This window comes from Lacibacterium aquatile (assembly GCF_042683105.1).
GTDB lineage: Bacteria > Pseudomonadota > Alphaproteobacteria > Elsterales > Elsteraceae > Lacibacterium > Lacibacterium aquatile.
The window spans coordinates 14,437-30,965 of the sequence record NZ_JBHUIP010000006.1; the positions used below are offsets into that span (position 1 = coordinate 14,437).

Consider the following 16,529-nt stretch of genomic DNA (forward strand, 5'->3'; position numbering starts at 1 on the left):
CCGACTGAGTTCAGACGGGCGGGGTCGCGACAGGGGCTCAGCTGCCTTTGAAGCCGCTTGCCTGGGGCAGGAAATAGTCCGTCCAGGCGCCGGGTTTGGTCTTGAGGACGCCAGCCTTCTGCATGTGGGTCGCGAACTTCATCGTGCCCGCCGGATCGGTCTGATAGGCCATCATGCCCGGCTGCTTCAGGATATCCACCAGCTCCTCGGCGGGGGTCTTGTCGCCGGTGACTTCACGATAGGCATCGATGGCGGCGGCGGGATTGGCCAGCGTATAGGCGACGGCTTCCTTGGAGGCTTCGATAACCGCCGCGATCAGCTTCGGATTGGCGTCGGCGAACTTCGTGGTGGTGAAGAGGGTCGACTGCGACAGCGGGCCGCCGATGATGTCCTCGGATTTCAGGACGATATGGGCGCCCGGTACCGTCTTCATTTCCTTATAGTCGAAGGGCGGAGCGGCGAAATGATTGGCGACCTCGTGGCTCGGGTTGGCCAGCGCGGCAGCGGCGTCAGGATGGCCCAACTGCACGGTATTGCCGTCGAGCTTGCCCCACTGATCCTCGCCAAAGGCCTGGGCGGCGGCCATCTGCAGCAGGATCGCCTGGGTCGAAACCTTGATGGTCGGCACGGCGATCTTGTCGGTCGGACCGAAGTCCTTGATCGTCTTGATCTTCGGGTCACGGCTGATCAGCGTCACCGGCTGGGCCGAATTGGTGATGATGCCCTTGACCCCACCCTTGGTGCGGTCCCAGAGCAGCAGCATATTGCCGACGCCGCTATTCACGATATCGACATTGCCCGACAGCAGGGCGTCAGTCGCAGCGCCACCCCCGGTGAAGACGACCCAATTCACTTTCAGATCGGCGACCCCTTGGGCGGCCGCGTGTTTTTCCAGAAGCTTCTGCTTCTCCATCACCGCAGCAGGCAGATAGAGGATGCCGGGTTGACGGGTGATCGACAGGTCGGCCGCCGACGCACTGAAGGCAGCCGTAAGCGCTAAAGCACCAATACCGAATTTAGCCAGTGTCTTGATCATGGTTTCCCCCCTTAAAGGACCGTCATGAGCGGGTTTGGTGCGCCGGGTTTATCCCCGGTCGCGGATGCTTGGGGATTTTCCCCCAATTTTTATACAGTAAAGCACTAATGCATTAGTGCTTTAGCTTCAAGAATTTTGTAAGAATGGCGTATGGTGCCGCCCCCGATGTTATGAGCGACCAGAATGTCCGAAACCGCCCAACTGATCCGCCTCGACCGTGCCCGTCAGGCCGCCCCGCAGGTATTCGAGAGCCTGCGGCACCAGATCATCAGCCTGAGCCTTATTCCCGGTACGGTGCTGTCCCGCACGGCACTGATGGAGCAATATGGCCTGTCGCAGACGCCGATCCGGGATGCGCTCCTGAAGCTGGCCGAGGAAAAGCTGGTCGATATCTTCCCCCAGCATGCGACGGTGGTCAGCCCCATCGACCTGCGGCTGGCGCATCAGGCGCATTTTTTCCGTAAATCCATCGAGCTGGAGGTGGTCCGTACGTTGGCGCTGGCCCAGGATAAGCGGTTCCTGGCTAAGCTGCGTGGCATCGTCGCCGAACAGCAGGCGGATTTCGAATTGGGCGATCTAACGGCCTTTGCCGAAGCTGATCAGGCTTTTCATCGGCAGATGAGCGAGGCGGCTGGGGTGCCGGACCTCTGGACCCTGGTGCGCAGCCGCAGCGGCCATATCGACCGTCTGCGCCAGTTGCATCTGCCGGTGCCGGGCAAGATCCAGGCGATCCTGCGCGACCATACCCGTATCCTGGATGCTATAGCTGCCAGCGATCCGGCAGAGGCGCAGCAGGCCGTGCGGGATCATTTGTCAGGCACGCTGATGCAGGTGGCGGATATCAAACTGCGGTTCCCGGAATACGTCCGGGAATAGGGCGCCTTTCGGCGCCCCTCCCTTACACGAGCTCTTTAAGGGCGGCCGGGTCGAAGCTGCTCAGCTTGTCGAAATCGCCGTTCTGAACCTTTGCAACCCATTCCGGGTCGGTGATCAGCGCGCGACCGACGGCGATCAGATCGAACTCTTCGCGCTCCATGCGGCGGACTAGGCCATCGAGACTGACCGGAGTCGATTTCTCGCCTCCAAAAGCAGCCAAAAATTCGCCCGACAGACCGACCGAACCGACGGAGATGGTCGGGGAGCCCGTCACCTTCTTGGCCCAACCGGCAAAATTCAACCCTTCGGCACCATCGACCTCGGGGAATTCCGGCTCCCAGAAACGGCGCTGCGAGGCATGGAAGATGTCGACCCCGGCGTCCTTGAGCGGCAGCAGCCAATCGGCCAACTCGTCGGGTGTAGTGGCGAGCTTCGCAGCGTAATTCTGCTGCTTCCATTGACTGATGCGCAGGATCAGCGGCAGATCGGGTCCGATGGCCGCGCGGACCGCCGCGACGACTTCGGTTGCAAACCGCGCGCGCTCTTTTAAGGTCGCCCCGCCATAACGGTCGGTCCGCTGGTTGCTTCCCGCCCAGAAGAACTGGTCGATCAGATAGCCATGGGCGCCGTGCAGTTCCACGACATCGAAGCCCAGCCGCTTGGCGTCGGCAGCAGCGCTGGCAAAGGCGGCAATCGCATCGGTGATGTCTTCATCGCTCATCGCAACACCGTTGGGATCGCCCGGCCCATTGAGGCCCGAGGGGCTTTCGACGGGCGCTTCCGGTTTCCACCCCGACATCCCGCGTGTGGCGCCGGTGTGCCAGATCTGCGGCCCCATCTTGCCGCCTGCGGCATGGACATCGGTAATCACCTTCTCCCAACCGGCCAGTGCTGCTGCGCCGTGAAAGAAGGGAATACCCGGTTCATTGCGCGAGGCGGGACGGTTGATCACCGTGCCCTCGGAGAGAATCAGTCCGACATTGCCCGCCGCCCGCCGACGGTAATAGGCGGCCACATTGTCGCCGGGGATGCCACCGGGCGAAAAGGTCCGGGTCATCGGTGCCATGACGATGCGGTTCTTCAATTCTAAGGACTTCAGCCGGAAAGGGCGGAAGAGGGGGGCGGTGTTCATGCTTGGAAGCTCCGTTCACTCTGGAGCCATATAGGTATATAGTTTATACCTGGGTTCAAGAACGCACTTCCAATCAACTAGGTATAGTTGGAGAAACCTGATGCCGGTGAAGGAATGCCCGACGTTTTCAGCGGTCTGCCCCAGTCGCATCCTGTTCGATCAGATCTCGGACAAATGGTCGATGATGGTGCTGGCGGTGTTGGACGCAGGGCCGGTGCGCTTCAACGGCATCAAGCGCCGGATCGAGGGGATTACCCAGAAGGCCTTGACCGACTGTCTCCGCCGTCTGGAGCGTAACGGGTTGATCGAGCGTCGGGTGATCCCGCAGTCGCCGATTGCGGTGGAATATGAGATCACCCCGATGGGCCGCACGCTGCAAGCTCCGTTCAAGGCTCTCTATGCCTGGACAATCCAGCATCTACCTTCTGTGGAGGAGGCGCGGTCCCAGTTCGACGCCCGCCGAGGGGCCAGCTAACCTCTGCTACCGATACCCGTTGGCCTGCAATTCGAACAGGTCGGCATAGCGACCGCCTTTGGCCAGCAGGGCCGCGTGGGTTCCCATCTCCAGGATCCGTCCGTGCTCCAGCACCACGATCCGGTCGGCCATGCGGACGGTGGAGAAGCGGTGGGAGATCAGGACGACCATCCGACCCTCGGCCAATTCCTTGAAACGCTGGAACACCTCATGCTCCGCCCGCGCGTCGAGGGCGGCGGAAGGTTCGTCCAGCACCAGGATCTGGGCATCGCGCATATAGGCCCTGGCGATCGCGATGCGCTGCCATTCGCCGCCCGACAGATCATAACCATCGGTGAAGCGCTTCCCGACGGGCTGATCATAGCCGCGCGGCAGCTTGGCAATGATCGTGTCTGCAAGGCTCCGCTGGGCTGCAGACTGGATCAGGTCGAGCCGCTCGCGGTCGTCGATCCGTCCCATGGCGATATTGTCGCGGGCCGAGACGTCATAGCGGACAAAATCCTGGAAAATGACACCGATATGCTGCTGCAGCGCGACCGGATCATAGCAGCGCAGATCGACCCCATCGAGCAGGATCTCCCCCTCGTCTGGGTCATAGAGGCGGCAGAGCAGTTTCACGAGCGTACTTTTGCCCGCGCCATTCTCACCCACCAAGGCAATGACCTCGCCCGCGCCGATATCGAGATCAAGGCCCCGGATGACCCAGTCATTGGTGCCAGGATAGCGAAAGCCGACATTGCGCAGCGAGAATCCCTGGCGGATCGGCTCAGGTACCGGCACGGCATTCACTGGCCGCACGATGTCGGGCCGGATTGCGAAGAAGGAGAAAAGATCGTCGAGGTACAACGACTGCGCCGCCAGTTCAGACAGGCCTAGCAGCAGGGTCTCCAGCAGCGTGCGCAGGCGCAGCAGCGATCCGCCCAGGAAGGTCAGATCGCCGAGGGTCAGGGTGCCGGTCACCGTGTGCCAGATGACCAGCAGATACGCCGAATAATAGGCCGAGGTCGCGATGATGGCGAAGAAACCACCCCACGCCGCCCGGCGTTGGGCCAGCAGGCGGCTGGCGCGATAGAGGTCGGCGGCGAGCTTGCTGAAGCGGGTGATGAAATATCCGCCGAGCCCATAGAGCTTGACCTCCTTGGCCGTTTCGACCGAGGCACCGAGATAACGCAGATAGTCCAGTGTCCGTCGCTCCGGCGTTTTGCGGAAATTGAGCCGGTAGGCGAGGGTGTTGAAATGCGCCTCGCTGACAAAGCCGGGGATCAGCGCAAGGGCGACCAGCAGCACCAGCCAGGGCGTATAGAGCGCAAGCCCCACCGCAAAAGTCAGGATCGTGATGATGCTCTGGGCAAACCCGAGTACCTGCCCCAGGAGGTTACCGCGCCCGCTGGCCTGTCGCCGCGCCCGGTCCAGCCGGTCCTGCTGATCGGCGCTTTCGAAATGGGCGAGGTCCAGGCTGGCGGCATGCTCCATCAGCCGCACGCTCATGGCGTTCACATACCGCTCGGTCAGCAGCACATCGACCATCCCGGTCACCCGGCCGATCAGGTCGGCGGCCAGGGCCAGGGCGAATTCGGCCGCGATCCATAACAATAACGGTTGGGCGGCAGGGGAAAAGATCCAGTCGGTCAGATCGACCGCAGCCCCCTGGCCGATCAGCGGCAGGATGGTGTCGATGATCTGCTTGCCGACAAAGAGCATGGCGGCAGGGATCAGCGCCCGGATCAGGCGCAGGAAAATCCCAAGGGCGGTGAGTTTAGGGCTGGTGCGCCAGACTTCCGCGATGAAGCGCGGCACATGGCGCATGGCGCCAAGGGCGATCTGCCCAGGGGCGATGGTAATCGTGATGAATTCCTCCTGCCCTTTCCTTAGCACACAGGAAAGGGCAGGCGGAGAGATCCCTTACTTTGTGGGCGGGGCGCCGATGCCGGTATCGGACTTCGGGCCGTGCGGGTTTTCGGGGTTGTGGGAGTGGGTCGCGCGGTCGATCACGCCGCGGGCATAATCGTCATAGTTATAAAAGACGTCATGCAGGGTCCAGTAACCGCTGACGAAGACCACCACGACCAGGGCCAAGGCAGCCGGGATGTTATAGGCGGGCAGCTTGAACTTCGGCCCCAGCCGGTCGACGCGGCAATGGTCGCTGCCCACGGCCAGCAGGATCGCCATGATCAAGCCATGGCCGATGATCTCGATGCGCCCGAACGGCCAGACGGCAGCGGTGAAGATCAGCAGCAGCGTGATGGCCGACAGGCGGCGGATCAGCGGGGTCCAGAGCAGGCCGAAGCCCATGGTGAATTCCGCCACGCCGGCCATTGGGATGAAGACGTCGCGCGGCAGACCGAAGGTCAGGAAGGGCTTTTCATCGACCAGCGGATAGAACCATTCCGGATAAGCGAATTTCTCCAGGCTCGACCACATCAGCGCAATGGCAAGGCCCCAGCGCAGAGCCTCGAAGCGGTGCGAGCGATACTTTTCCGGCATCGGTTCCAAGATCAGATAGGCCGCAACACCGACACCCAGGGCCAGATAGTCGAGCAGATGGAAAAGGTCGTAATCCAGGAGGGCCAGCAGCCACAGCACGATGATGCCGATACCCGACAGAGGCATCGTCCGGCGCGAGAAGATACCGGCGGCGATCAGCAACTGGATCCAGGAAACCCATTCGGCCGGGGTCTTGAGATCCGGGGTGAGATAGACGCCGCCGACGGAGAAGATCGCGACGAAGAAGGCGGCGATCAGGGCGCGGACATAATCGTCAAGACGCGCCCAGAGCGGGTTGGTGACACGGTCGAGCCCACCTTGGACCAGATCGCCAAAGCGGCTGACTTCAACAAATCGGGTTGCGATGAAGAAAGCGAGGGTGAGGCCGAAGGCGATCCACATCCACTGGTTCTGCACCATCAGGCCAAGGCGCATGGGCGGCGCATCGACGATGTAAGGGGCGAACCACTTGACGTGGGCTTCCGCCGCCAACGGCAGGCCAAGACAGAGCGCGCCGATCAGAAGGCCAAGGCCAGGGCGCATTGCTTTGAACATCATATTTCTCCCCAGATTTCGGGGCATCATGCCGCACAAAGATTGCCAAGTCTGGAATCTTTCGACCTTTTTCGAAAGCGGAGGCGGTTCCTGGCGACCGCCCCCTTTATTCGTATCAGCGTGCCGCGCGTTCGAGGGTTTTGAAATCCTCGTCGCTCAAGCTGATGGCTGCGGCGGCTGTATTCTCGATGAGATGTTTGACCTTGGAAGTGCCGGGGATCGGCAGCATCACCGGGCTGCGCTTCAGCACCCAGGCCAGGGCGATCTGGCTAGGGCTCGCCTTATGAGCCTGGGCGATACGGTCGAGCACGGTACCGGGGCGGGCGAGGCTACCGGCGGCCAAGGGATACCAGGGGATGAAGCCGATGTTCTTCTCCTGGCAATAGTCGAGCACTGCCTCATGCCGCCGATCAGCGAGATTATATTGGTTCTGCACGGTCGCAACCGGGAAGAAGCGGCGGGCCGCCTCGATCTCCTCGACTGAAACCTCGCTCAAACCGACGAATTTCACGACGCCTTCGTCGATCAGCGATTTGACGGCGGAGAACTGTTCGTCACGCGGTACACGCGGGTCGATGCGATGTAGTTGCCAAAGGCCGATCTGCTCAACGCCTAAGCGCTCGCGGCTGGCATGGGCCTGGGCGCGCAGATACTCGGGCTTGCCGTTCGGCTGCCATTGGTCGGGGCCTGCGCGGGTGAGGCCTGCCTTGGTCGCGACCAGCAGGCCAGGGTAGGGGTGCAGGGCCTCGCGGATCAGTTCCTCGGACACGTTCGGTCCATAGCTGTCAGCGGTATCGATGAAATTGATGCCCTGCTCGGGCACGGCTTTGAGAGTACGGATCGCCTCGACCTTATCGGCGGGCTGCCCCCAGATGCCGGGGCCGGTGACCCGCATGGCGCCAAAGCCAAGACGATTGATCTCGATCTCGCCGCCGATGCGGAAAGTGCCGGATTTCTCTGCTGTCATGGGTCTTCCTGTCGCAAAGAGTTACCTCTGGTATATGGCGTCTCGACGGTTGCGCAAAACCCCTTCGTCGTCGTGCGATTGTGTCGCAGTTGGAGCTGGTAAAAGAAAAAGGCCGATCCTTGCGGGATCGGCCTTCCTTTTTTGCTGATACGAGCCGGGCTTATTTGAAGTCCGGTGGCGCTTGGTTTTCAAAGCCACCGGTTGGGATATCGATCTGGATAGAATTCAGATCAACGTCCACCACGGGATCGAGCCAGTAGGTTACCGACTCCGGCCAGAAGATCACGACAGCGGCCAGGGCCAACTGCAGGCACAACCAGAGGATTGCACCGAGGTAGATGTCCTTGCTCTTGACGCTCGGCGGGGCAATGCCGCGCACATAGAAGAGAGCAAAGCCGAAGGGCGGATGCATGAAGGCGGTTTGCAGCACGATGGACAGCAGGACGCCAAACCAGATCAGATCGATGCCCAGCTTGGAGGCGACCGGCGCCAGCAGCGGCACGATGATGAAGGCGATCTCGAAGAAGTCCAGGAAGAATGCCAGGAAGAACACGAAGATGCAGACCAGGATCAGGAAGCCGGTCGCACCGCCGGGCAGGTTCGCCAGCAGGCCTTCGAGCCAATGAGCGCCGTCAACGCCGTAGAAAACGAGGCTGAAGACGGTGGAGCCGACCAGGATGAAGACCACCATTGCTGTCAGGCGCATGGTCGCCTGCATGGCTTCCCAGGTCAGCTTGAGGGTCAGGCGGCGGCGGGCGGCTGCCAGAAGCATTGCACCGACAGCCCCCATGGCGCCTGCTTCGGTCGGGGTGGCAAGGCCAACGAAGATGGTGCCCAGTACCAGGAAGATGAGGCCGAGCGCCGGAACCATCCCCGCAATGACGCGCCAGACCAGCGGCCAGCCTTTGAGCGTGCGGGCTTCTGGCGGAAGCGGCGGCATGCTCTTGGGCTTAACGATCGACAGCACAAAGACATACAGGATGAAGAGGGCGACCTGCAGGATCGAGGGGCCGATGGCGCCCAAATACATGTCGCCCACAGAACGGCCCAACTGATCGGCCAGCACGACCAGAACCAGGGAGGGCGGGATCAGCTGGGTGATGGTACCCGATGCGGCGATGACGCCGGTTGCCATGCGGGGGCTATAGCCGTATCGCAGCATGATCGGCAGGGACATCATGCCCATGGCAATGACCGAGGCGGCGACGGTGCCGGTGATAGCACCTAGCACGGCACCGACGATGATAACCGCATAGGCAAGACCGCCGGGGATCGCACCGAAGGCCTGCCCGGTCGCTTCCAGCAGATCTTCAGCCAGCTGGCATCGCTCCAGGATCATGCCCATGAAGGTGAAGAAGGGGATCGCGAGCAGCAGATCGTTCGAGAGGATGCCGAACAGGCGGAAGGGCAGGTTCTCGAGATAGGCGAAGGTGAACAGCCCCAGCTCGATGCTGAGGAAGCCGAAAAGCAAGCCGACGGCCGAGATGGAGAAGGCGACGGGGAAACCCATCAGCATGAAGAAGACAAGCCCCGCGAACATCAGGGGCGGCATATAGTTTGCCATAGATCGAAATCCTTGAAACCGGTGCGCGTGCGGGGCGGATTACTGGAGCGGGCGCTCGTATTCCGGGGTCGCGTCCTTCTCGCCATCGAGGGCGATGATGCGCTTCACCAACTCGGCCAGCCCTTGCAGGACCAGCAGTGCAAAGCCCAGCGGCATCACAAATTTCACCGGCCAGCGGAGCAGGCCGCCTGCGTTCGCCGAAATTTCATGATGGCTGAAGGCATCGAAGAAGAAGCGCCAGGTCATCCAGCCCATGATCGCGCAGACCGGCAGCAGGAAGACGATGGTGCCCACGATATCGATCCAGAGCCGCGTGCGGGCCGAAACGATGCCGTAGACGATATCGACGCGCACATGCTCGTTCTTGCGCAGGGTATGGGCAGCGCCCAGCATGACCATACCGGCGAAGAGGTACCATTGCGCCTCAAGCCAAGCATTCGAGCTGGTGTTGAACAGATAGCGGATGACGGCATTGCCTGCGCTGATCGCGCAGGCGGCCAGCACGAAGATATCGGCAATTTTGCCAAAGCTGGCGCTGATGAAATCGACGCTGTCGGTGAATTTATGGGCTAGCGGGTGGTATCGCCCCTTGCCCGTCTGGGTCCGGTCGGTTGCCATGTCTCTCTCCCTGTAGGCCTGGTTCGGGAGAGGCACTCGGTGACTGTGCCATGACGTCTTCTATGCGGGCGTCTTTTCCCTTCTCCGGGCGCGCCACCGTATCTGTCAGCCGCATAAATAAACGAGGGCACAAAATGCCCGTTCGTATAAATTTTGTATAAATTACTTTGAGGCGACGATCAGTTACGCCGCAGGGGGCGGTAAACGGTCACCAGATTGCAGACGATAGCCAACGCCAAGCTCTGTCTGCAGATATATCGGCGTATTCGGCTCTGGCTCGATCTTGGCACGCAGCTTCCGAATGAAGATGCGCAAATAATGCAGGTCTTCCCCATGCCCTGCGCCCCATACTTCCGACAGTATTTGGCGATGAGTCACGACCCGACCAGGGTGGCGGGCCAGGAAAGCCAGCAGCCTGTACTCTTTTGGCGTGAGCGAAATATCCTGACCGCTTTCGCTGATCCGGCGGTTCAGCAAGTCTATCCGGAGATTTCCTATCTCGACGACGGGGTTTCCGGTCGGCGCGACTGAATGCTTCAAGGCGACTTTGACGCGTGCGATCAGCTCAGCCATACCAAACGGCTTGGTTACGTAATCATCGGCACCGCTGCTCAGTGCCCCAACCTTGTCGTCTTCACGGTCACGAACCGACAACACGATGACGGGCACCTGACTCCAACCGCGCAGATCCCGCAAAACCTCCATTCCATCGAGATCAGGCAACCCAAGGTCAAGAACCACCAGATCAGGGCGGCGTAAGCTTGCCATCTCCAGGCATTTACGACCGGTTTCCGCCTGCAAAACAGTAAAGCCCGACATTTCGAAGCCGGCCTGCAGAAAGCGCCTGATCTGAGGTTCGTCGTCGGCGACGAGGATGGTGTGGTTCATCTCTCCATCTCTTTCAGAACAGGCGGTGCCGATGCAATCGGAAAGCGCATGCGCCAAGTCCCGCGGCGGGCCTTAAGTTGCGGCCATGAGCAACCGATAGCCGACCCCGCTTTCGGTCACCAAGATCGCCGGACGGGCGGGGTCCGCCTCCAGCTTCTGCCGGACCTGACGGGTGAAGACCCGCAGATAAGCGATATCCTCCACATGCGCCGGTCCCCAGACATCCTGGAGAAGCTGGCGGTGGGTCAGGACCTTGCCTGCGTGGCGGGCGAGCAAGGCCAGCAGATCATATTCCTTCGGGGTAAGGGAAACCGGCGTACCGTCGCGGCTGACGGTCCGAAGGGCCAGATCGATGCGCACACCGCCCGCCAGTTCGACCGCCGGAACTTCGCCGGCTTTCTGAAGACGGTGGCGCAGCGAGGCGCGAACCCGGGCCAGAAGCTCGGCCATACCGAAGGGCTTGGTCACGTAATCATCGGCGCCAGCATCCAGGGCCGCGACCTTTTCAGCCTCGCCATCGCGCACGGTCAACACCAGGATCGGCGTGCTGCTCCAGTCCCGCAGGCCCTGAATGACCTGCTTGCCATCGATGTCGGGCAACCCAAGATCCAGAATCACCAGATCGGGCGCGGTGAGGGCGGCCTGTTCGAGGGCCTGTCGACCGTGTTCCGCCTCCACAACGCTATAGCGCTGGCTTTCGAGGCCGATGCGCAGCAGACGGCGGATCTGCGGTTCGTCGTCGACGACCAGGATCTTGATCGGATCTGTCATGGCAGAGATATCGCGAGTGGCAACCGCAGGGTCAAGCGGGTGCCGGGATGTGCGGGATCGTCCGTTATCGGGCTTTGCGCGCGGACATCGCCGCCATGGGCCAGAAGGATCGCCTTAGAGATGGCCAGGCCCAGGCCGGTTCCCGCCGTCTGCCGATCCTCGGAACGCACCCGGAAGAAGGGGTCGAACACCAGTTCCAGCGCGTTCGCCGGAATGCCGGGGCCTTCGTCGCTGACGGTGTAGGTAAGCCAGGCGTCATCCATTGCCAGCCCCAGCCGGATCGGCCTATCCGCAGGTGCATATTTGAGGGCGTTTTCCAGCAGATTGACCAGGGCCTGTTCGATCAGACCGCCATCCACCTGGATCAGGGGAGGGCTGGGGGGAAGGTCGAGATCGATCCGCCGCTCCCCGGCAATGGTTGCAACTCGGCTGAGGGCGCTTGCCGCTAGGTCGGCGGGATCGCACCAGTCGCGCTTGGGGTGCAGGGCGCCTGCCGCGATCCGGGTCATGTCCAGCAGATTGCCGACGAAGCGGTTGAGCCGTTCGGCTTCGGACCGGATGGTGCCCAGCAGATCCCGGCGGGCAGCGGGCGAGAGGTCGGAATCCATATCGATCAACCCGCTGGCCGATCCCAGAATGGCGGCAAGCGGGGTGCGCAGGTCGTGGCTCAGGGACGACAGCAGCGCGCTGCGCAGCTTCTCGGTTTCGGCGGCAAGTCGGGCGTCTTCGATATCATCGACCAGCTTGGTGCGCTCGACGGCCAGGGCCGCCTGACCCGCCACGGCATCGATCAGGCGGCGCTGATCGGGAGCTAGTACGACATCGGTCTTGGGAAAACGCACCCCCAGAACGCCCAACGCCCGCACGCCGGTGCGCAGGGGGACGAACAACCAGTCGGAGGTTGGCAGCGTCTCTGTCCCCTGGCCCGTCGGTTCCCCCTTGGCTGCCGTCCAGTCGGCGGCGGCCTGGGCCCTTTCATCCAGATGATCTTCGGGCGGGTAGGCGGCGCGGATGGCCAGGATGCCATCCTCGTCCGGCATCAGGACGGCCGACTGGGCGCCCAGGGTTGCCGCCACATGATGGACGACAGCCCAGAGCACATCGTCCGCTTCCGCTGCGCCGACGATCTTCTTTGAGAAATCATAGAGGGCGGCTGTGCGTCGTTCGCGCAGTTTTGCGGCATCGGCCTGGCGTCGGACACGGGCGGCCAGATTGGCTGTCAGCACCGCAACGCTGAGGAAAACCAGAAGCGTCGCAACATTCTCGGGATTAGCGATGCTGAGCGTGTAGAGCGGTGCCAGGAAAAACAGGTTATAGCCGACAACCGCCGTCAAAGCGGCAAGCACCGCTGCGCCGAGGCTGGTGGTGACCGAGGCAACCAGCACGCCCGCCAGCAACAGCAAGGGAATACTGGCAGTGGGTATGTGATCGCCGAAGCCGTAAACGACGGCGGTTGTCGCGGCCACGATCCCGAGGGCCAGCGGCGTCTTGCGCCATTCGGTGGGCCGCAGCAGGGCCGGGCGGTCACGGGGGGCGGTCGATTTGCCGCTAACGATCTGGATGCCGATGCCGTCGGTCTGGGCCAGCAGCCGGTCGGCAAGCGAGCGACGTCCCCAGCGCTTGGGGGTGGCGCCAATAATGATCTGCGAGATATTGCGGGTACGGGCAAGGCGCAGCAGGGCCTGAGCGGGTGCTTCATCTCGCAGAGTCAGGGTTTCAGCGCCCAACCGTTCGGCCAGCAGCATCAGGCGGGCTAGACCGTCGCGGCGTTCATCTCCCCAGCGTTCGGAGGCGGCAGTTTCCACATGGACGGCGACCCAGGGCGCCTTCAACCGGTTCGCGATGCGGGCAGCGGTGCGCAGGGTGCGGGCGCCAAGCTCGCCTTCCTCCAGATGAACGAGGATACGCTCGGCCGTTGGCCAGGGACCGGCGATGCCATGGCTTTGCATATAGCCCAGCATCTGGGCGTCCACCCGTTCGGCGGCTTTGCGCAGGGCCAGTTCGCGCAACGCAGTCAGATTGCCGGGGGCGAAGAAATGGCGGATCGCCCGCTGCGCCCGTTCCGGCACATAGACCCGACCTTCCTTCAGGCGCTGGATAAGCTCGCTCGGCGGCAGGTCAATGAGTTCGATCTCGTCTGCTTCAGCCAGGATACGGTCGGGCAGGGTTTCGCGCACCCGGATCCGCGTGATCTGGGCCACCACATCGTTGAGGCTTTCGAGGTGTTGGACATTGAGCGTCGTATAGACGTCGATCCCGGCGGCAAGGATCTCTTCCACATCCTGCCAGCGTTTGGGGTGCCGGGCGCCGTCGATGTTGGAATGGGCAAGCTCGTCGATCAAAGCAAGGCGCGGGCGCCGGGTCAGCAGGGCGTCGAGGTCGAATTCCTCGAATGACTTGCCGCCATGCTCCAGCCGTTGGGGCGCAAGCAGTTCGATCCCTTTGAGCAGGGCCGCCGTTTCCGCCCGCCCATGGGTTTCGATGACGCCAGCCACGACGTCGATCCCGGCGGTGCGGGCACGTTGACCTGCCTCCAACATCGCGAAGGTTTTGCCGACACCGGGGGCGGCGCCCAGGAAAACCTTCAGCTGCCCGCGTTTTTCGCGGGCAGCTTCGGCAAGCAGGGCATCGGGTGAAGGGCGGTCGCTCATCGCGCCACTATACCGTCCAATGCCAAGTTAAGGGTGACCGTATTGACGCCCGGCGTTCCGACGAACCCCAGCCAGGGGCGTTCTGTATGCAGGGAGACAAGATCACGCAGGCGGGTTTCGCTCAAACCTCGCGCCGTGGCGACCCTGGCCAACTGGCGTTCGGCATTGGCGGGCGAGATATGCGGATCGAGTCCGCTGGCCGAGGTGGTGACGGCATCGGCCGGGACCGGGCCGGGGCCATTGGCGGCCTGATAAGCGGCCACATCTGCGGAAACCCGTTCGATCAGCCGTTTGTCGGTGGGGCCGAGGTTGGAGCCTGCCGAGGCGCTGGCGTCATAACCTGCTCCGGCGGCGGACGGGCGGGGCTGGAAATAGCCATCGCCCTCGAAAGTCCGCCCGATCAGGCTGGAGGCTACGGTCTCGCCCTTGGCATTGCGGATCAGGCTGCCGTTCGCCGCACTGGGGAACAGACCCTGGGCGACGCTGGTCATCGCCAGGGGATATCCAAGGCCGAGCAACAGGGTGAAAAGCGCCATCAAACTGACGGCAGGTCGAAGATAGGAGGTCATCTCTATTTATTCCTTTAGGCAAGGCCAAGCGCCGAAACGACGAGGTCGATGAGCTTGATCCCGGCAAAGGGCAACAGCACCCCACCCAGCCCATAGATCAGCAGGTTGCGACGCAGGGCCTGGGCGGCAGGCATCGGGCGGTATTTGACGCCGGTTAGGGCAAGCGGGATCAGCGCCATGATGATCAGCGCATTGAAGATCACGGCCGACAGAATGGCGCTGCCCGGCGAAGAGAGCCCCATGACGTTGAGAGCGCCCAACTGCGGATAGGCCGCGGTGAAGAGAGCCGGGATGATCGCGAAGAATTTCGCCACGTCATTGGCGAGGCTGAAGGTGGTGAGCGAGCCCCGGCTCATCAGCAGTTGTTTGCCGACCATCACCACGTCGATCAGCTTGGTCGGATCGCTGTCGAGATCGACCATATTGCCTGCTTCGCGCGCGGCGGCGGTACCGAGGTTCATGGCAAGGCCAACGTCGGCCTGGGCGAGCGCTGGGGCATCGTTGGTGCCGTCGCCGCACATGGCGACCAGCTTGCCCTTGGCCTGTTCCTCGCGGATCAGCGCCAGTTTCTTTTCCGGCGTGGCCTCGGCGATGAAATCATCGACACCGGCCTCGGCAGCGATGGCGGCGGCGGTCAGCGGATTATCGCCGGTCACCATCACTGTGCGGATCCCCATCCGGCGTAGTTCGGCGAACCGCTCGCGGATACCGGATTTTACCACGTCCTTGAGGTGGATGACGCCCAACGCCGTGGTGCCTTTCGATACCACCAGGGGTGTGCCGCCGGATTTGGCGATCTTCTCGACCGCTGCCGTCAAATCGCTGGGCAGTTGGGTTCCAAGGTGGTTGCGGATGGCGTCCGCCGCGCCCTTGCGATAGGCGATGCCATCCAGGTCCAGGCCGCTCATGCGGGTCTGGGCGGTGAAGGGAACGAAGGTGCCGGTGCCACCAGCGGCGAGATTAAAACGCTCGGCGACCAGCCGGACGATGGATTTACCTTCCGGGGTTTCGTCGGCATTTGACGCCAGCAGGGCTGCTTCAGCCAGTACCGCCACCGGGATGCCGCCGGCGGGGATCAGGTCCGATGCCATGCGGTTGCCATGGGTGATCGTGCCGGTCTTATCCAACAGCAGCGTATCCACATCGCCCGCCGCCTCGACCGCACGGCCGGATTTGGCGACGACGCCGCGTCCCAGCAGGCGGTCCATGCCCGCGATACCGATGGCCGACAGTAACCCGCCGATGGTGGTCGGGATCAGCGTCACCAGCAGGGCGATCAGCAGCACGACCGGCAGGTCGGTCGCGCTCTGGACGGCAAAACCGGGCAGGGTCGCGACGGCGGCGAGGAAGATCAGGCTCATGGCTGCGAGCAGGATCGACAGGGCGATCTCGTTCGGCGTCTTCTGGCGCTTGGCGCCTTCGACCAGACTGATCATGCGATCCAGGAAACTGTCGCCGGGGTCGGCGGTGATCCGGACCTCGATCCAGTCGGACAGCACGCGGGTGCCGCCGGTGACGGCGGAGCGGTCGCTACCGGCCTCGCGGATGACGGGCGCGCTTTCGCCCGTCATGGCGCTTTCATCGACCGAGGCAATGCCGCGCACGATTTCGCCATCGCCGGGGATCGCCTCACCGGCTTCGACGCGTACAAGGTCGCCCTTGCGCAGGGAAAGGCTCGGTACCTTCTCGCCATTCAGCTTGCGGGCCATGGTTTCCGTCTGGGTACCGCGCAGGGAGGCTGCCTGGGCCTTGCCGCGCCCTTCAGCGATGGCCTCGGCGAAGGTTGCGAAGAGCACGGTGAACCAGAGCCAGGCGGAGATCTGGGCGTAAAGCGGGTCCAGGTCCCGCAAGGCGAGGATCAGGCTGAGCAGCGCCACCACCTCGGTCATGAAGATCACCGGATTGCGCCAGAGTTGGCGCGGATCCAGCTTGGCGACGGCCGC

The 16,529-nt window shown here is 62.6% G+C and carries 14 protein-coding genes; 2 read left to right on the forward strand and 12 right to left on the reverse strand.

Annotation, left to right across the window (positions count from 1 at the left end; genetic code table 11):
* Positions 1–37: 37 nt before the first annotated feature.
* The gene (locus ACFSM5_RS08085; RefSeq protein WP_379875813.1) at positions 38–1,036 is read right to left on the reverse strand and encodes an ABC transporter substrate-binding protein; all 999 of its coding nucleotides are present in this window, start codon (positions 1,034–1,036) and stop codon (positions 38–40) included.
* Positions 1,037–1,219: 183 nt separating this feature from the next.
* On the opposite strand from ACFSM5_RS08085, the gene ACFSM5_RS08090 reads away from it, so the two are divergent.
* The gene (locus tag ACFSM5_RS08090; RefSeq protein ID WP_379875814.1) at positions 1,220–1,912 is read left to right on the forward strand and encodes a GntR family transcriptional regulator; all 693 of its coding nucleotides are present in this window, start codon (positions 1,220–1,222) and stop codon (positions 1,910–1,912) included.
* 22 nt (positions 1,913–1,934) lie between these two features.
* Here the strand turns inward: ACFSM5_RS08090 and ACFSM5_RS08095 are convergent, their stop codons facing one another.
* Positions 1,935–3,044: an NADH:flavin oxidoreductase gene (locus ACFSM5_RS08095; protein ID WP_379875815.1), complete on the reverse strand. Its 1,110-nt coding sequence runs from the start codon at positions 3,042–3,044 to the stop codon at positions 1,935–1,937.
* A gap of 100 nt (positions 3,045–3,144) precedes the next feature.
* On the opposite strand from ACFSM5_RS08095, the gene ACFSM5_RS08100 reads away from it, so the two are divergent.
* Positions 3,145–3,519 carry a winged helix-turn-helix transcriptional regulator gene (locus tag ACFSM5_RS08100; RefSeq protein WP_379875816.1) on the forward strand — a complete coding sequence of 125 codons (375 nt, stop codon included), beginning with the start codon at positions 3,145–3,147 and terminating at the stop codon, positions 3,517–3,519.
* A gap of 6 nt (positions 3,520–3,525) precedes the next feature.
* Here the strand turns inward: ACFSM5_RS08100 and ACFSM5_RS08105 are convergent, their stop codons facing one another.
* From ACFSM5_RS08105 to kdpB, 10 genes are all read right to left on the reverse strand, one after another.
* The gene (locus tag ACFSM5_RS08105) at positions 3,526–5,394 is read right to left on the reverse strand and encodes an ABC transporter ATP-binding protein (RefSeq protein WP_379875817.1); all 1,869 of its coding nucleotides are present in this window, start codon (positions 5,392–5,394) and stop codon (positions 3,526–3,528) included.
* A 27-nt stretch (positions 5,395–5,421) separates the two neighbouring features.
* Positions 5,422–6,558 carry a hypothetical protein gene (locus tag ACFSM5_RS08110; RefSeq protein WP_379875818.1) on the reverse strand — a complete coding sequence of 379 codons (1,137 nt, stop codon included), beginning with the start codon at positions 6,556–6,558 and terminating at the stop codon, positions 5,422–5,424.
* A 115-nt stretch (positions 6,559–6,673) separates the two neighbouring features.
* Positions 6,674–7,525 (reverse strand): aldo/keto reductase, encoded by an 852-nt coding sequence (locus tag ACFSM5_RS08115; protein ID WP_379875819.1) that lies wholly within the window; start codon positions 7,523–7,525, stop codon positions 6,674–6,676.
* Between the two features lie 160 nt (positions 7,526–7,685).
* Entirely contained in the window at positions 7,686–9,089 is a 1,404-nt protein-coding gene (locus ACFSM5_RS08120) for a TRAP transporter large permease (protein WP_379875820.1), read from the reverse strand.
* 39 nt (positions 9,090–9,128) lie between these two features.
* Positions 9,129–9,707: a TRAP transporter small permease subunit gene (locus ACFSM5_RS08125; RefSeq protein ID WP_379875821.1), complete on the reverse strand. Its 579-nt coding sequence runs from the start codon at positions 9,705–9,707 to the stop codon at positions 9,129–9,131.
* Between the two features lie 183 nt (positions 9,708–9,890).
* A complete protein-coding gene (locus ACFSM5_RS08130) occupies positions 9,891–10,595 on the reverse strand; it encodes a response regulator (protein WP_379875822.1) in 705 nt (234 codons plus the stop codon).
* 72 nt (positions 10,596–10,667) lie between these two features.
* The gene (locus ACFSM5_RS08135) at positions 10,668–11,366 is read right to left on the reverse strand and encodes a response regulator (protein ID WP_379875823.1); all 699 of its coding nucleotides are present in this window, start codon (positions 11,364–11,366) and stop codon (positions 10,668–10,670) included.
* Complete coding sequence (locus ACFSM5_RS08140; protein WP_379875824.1) at positions 11,363–14,017, reverse strand: DUF4118 domain-containing protein; 2,655 nt, start codon at positions 14,015–14,017, stop codon at positions 11,363–11,365. Before ACFSM5_RS08140 ends, ACFSM5_RS08135 begins: the two co-directional genes overlap by 4 nt.
* A complete protein-coding gene (gene kdpC / locus ACFSM5_RS08145; protein WP_379875825.1) occupies positions 14,014–14,586 on the reverse strand; it encodes a potassium-transporting ATPase subunit KdpC in 573 nt (190 codons plus the stop codon). Before kdpC ends, ACFSM5_RS08140 begins: the two co-directional genes overlap by 4 nt.
* A 14-nt stretch (positions 14,587–14,600) precedes the next feature.
* On the reverse strand, positions 14,601–16,529 hold a 1,929-nt coding region (gene kdpB / locus ACFSM5_RS08150; protein WP_379875826.1), incomplete at its 5' end, for a potassium-transporting ATPase subunit KdpB.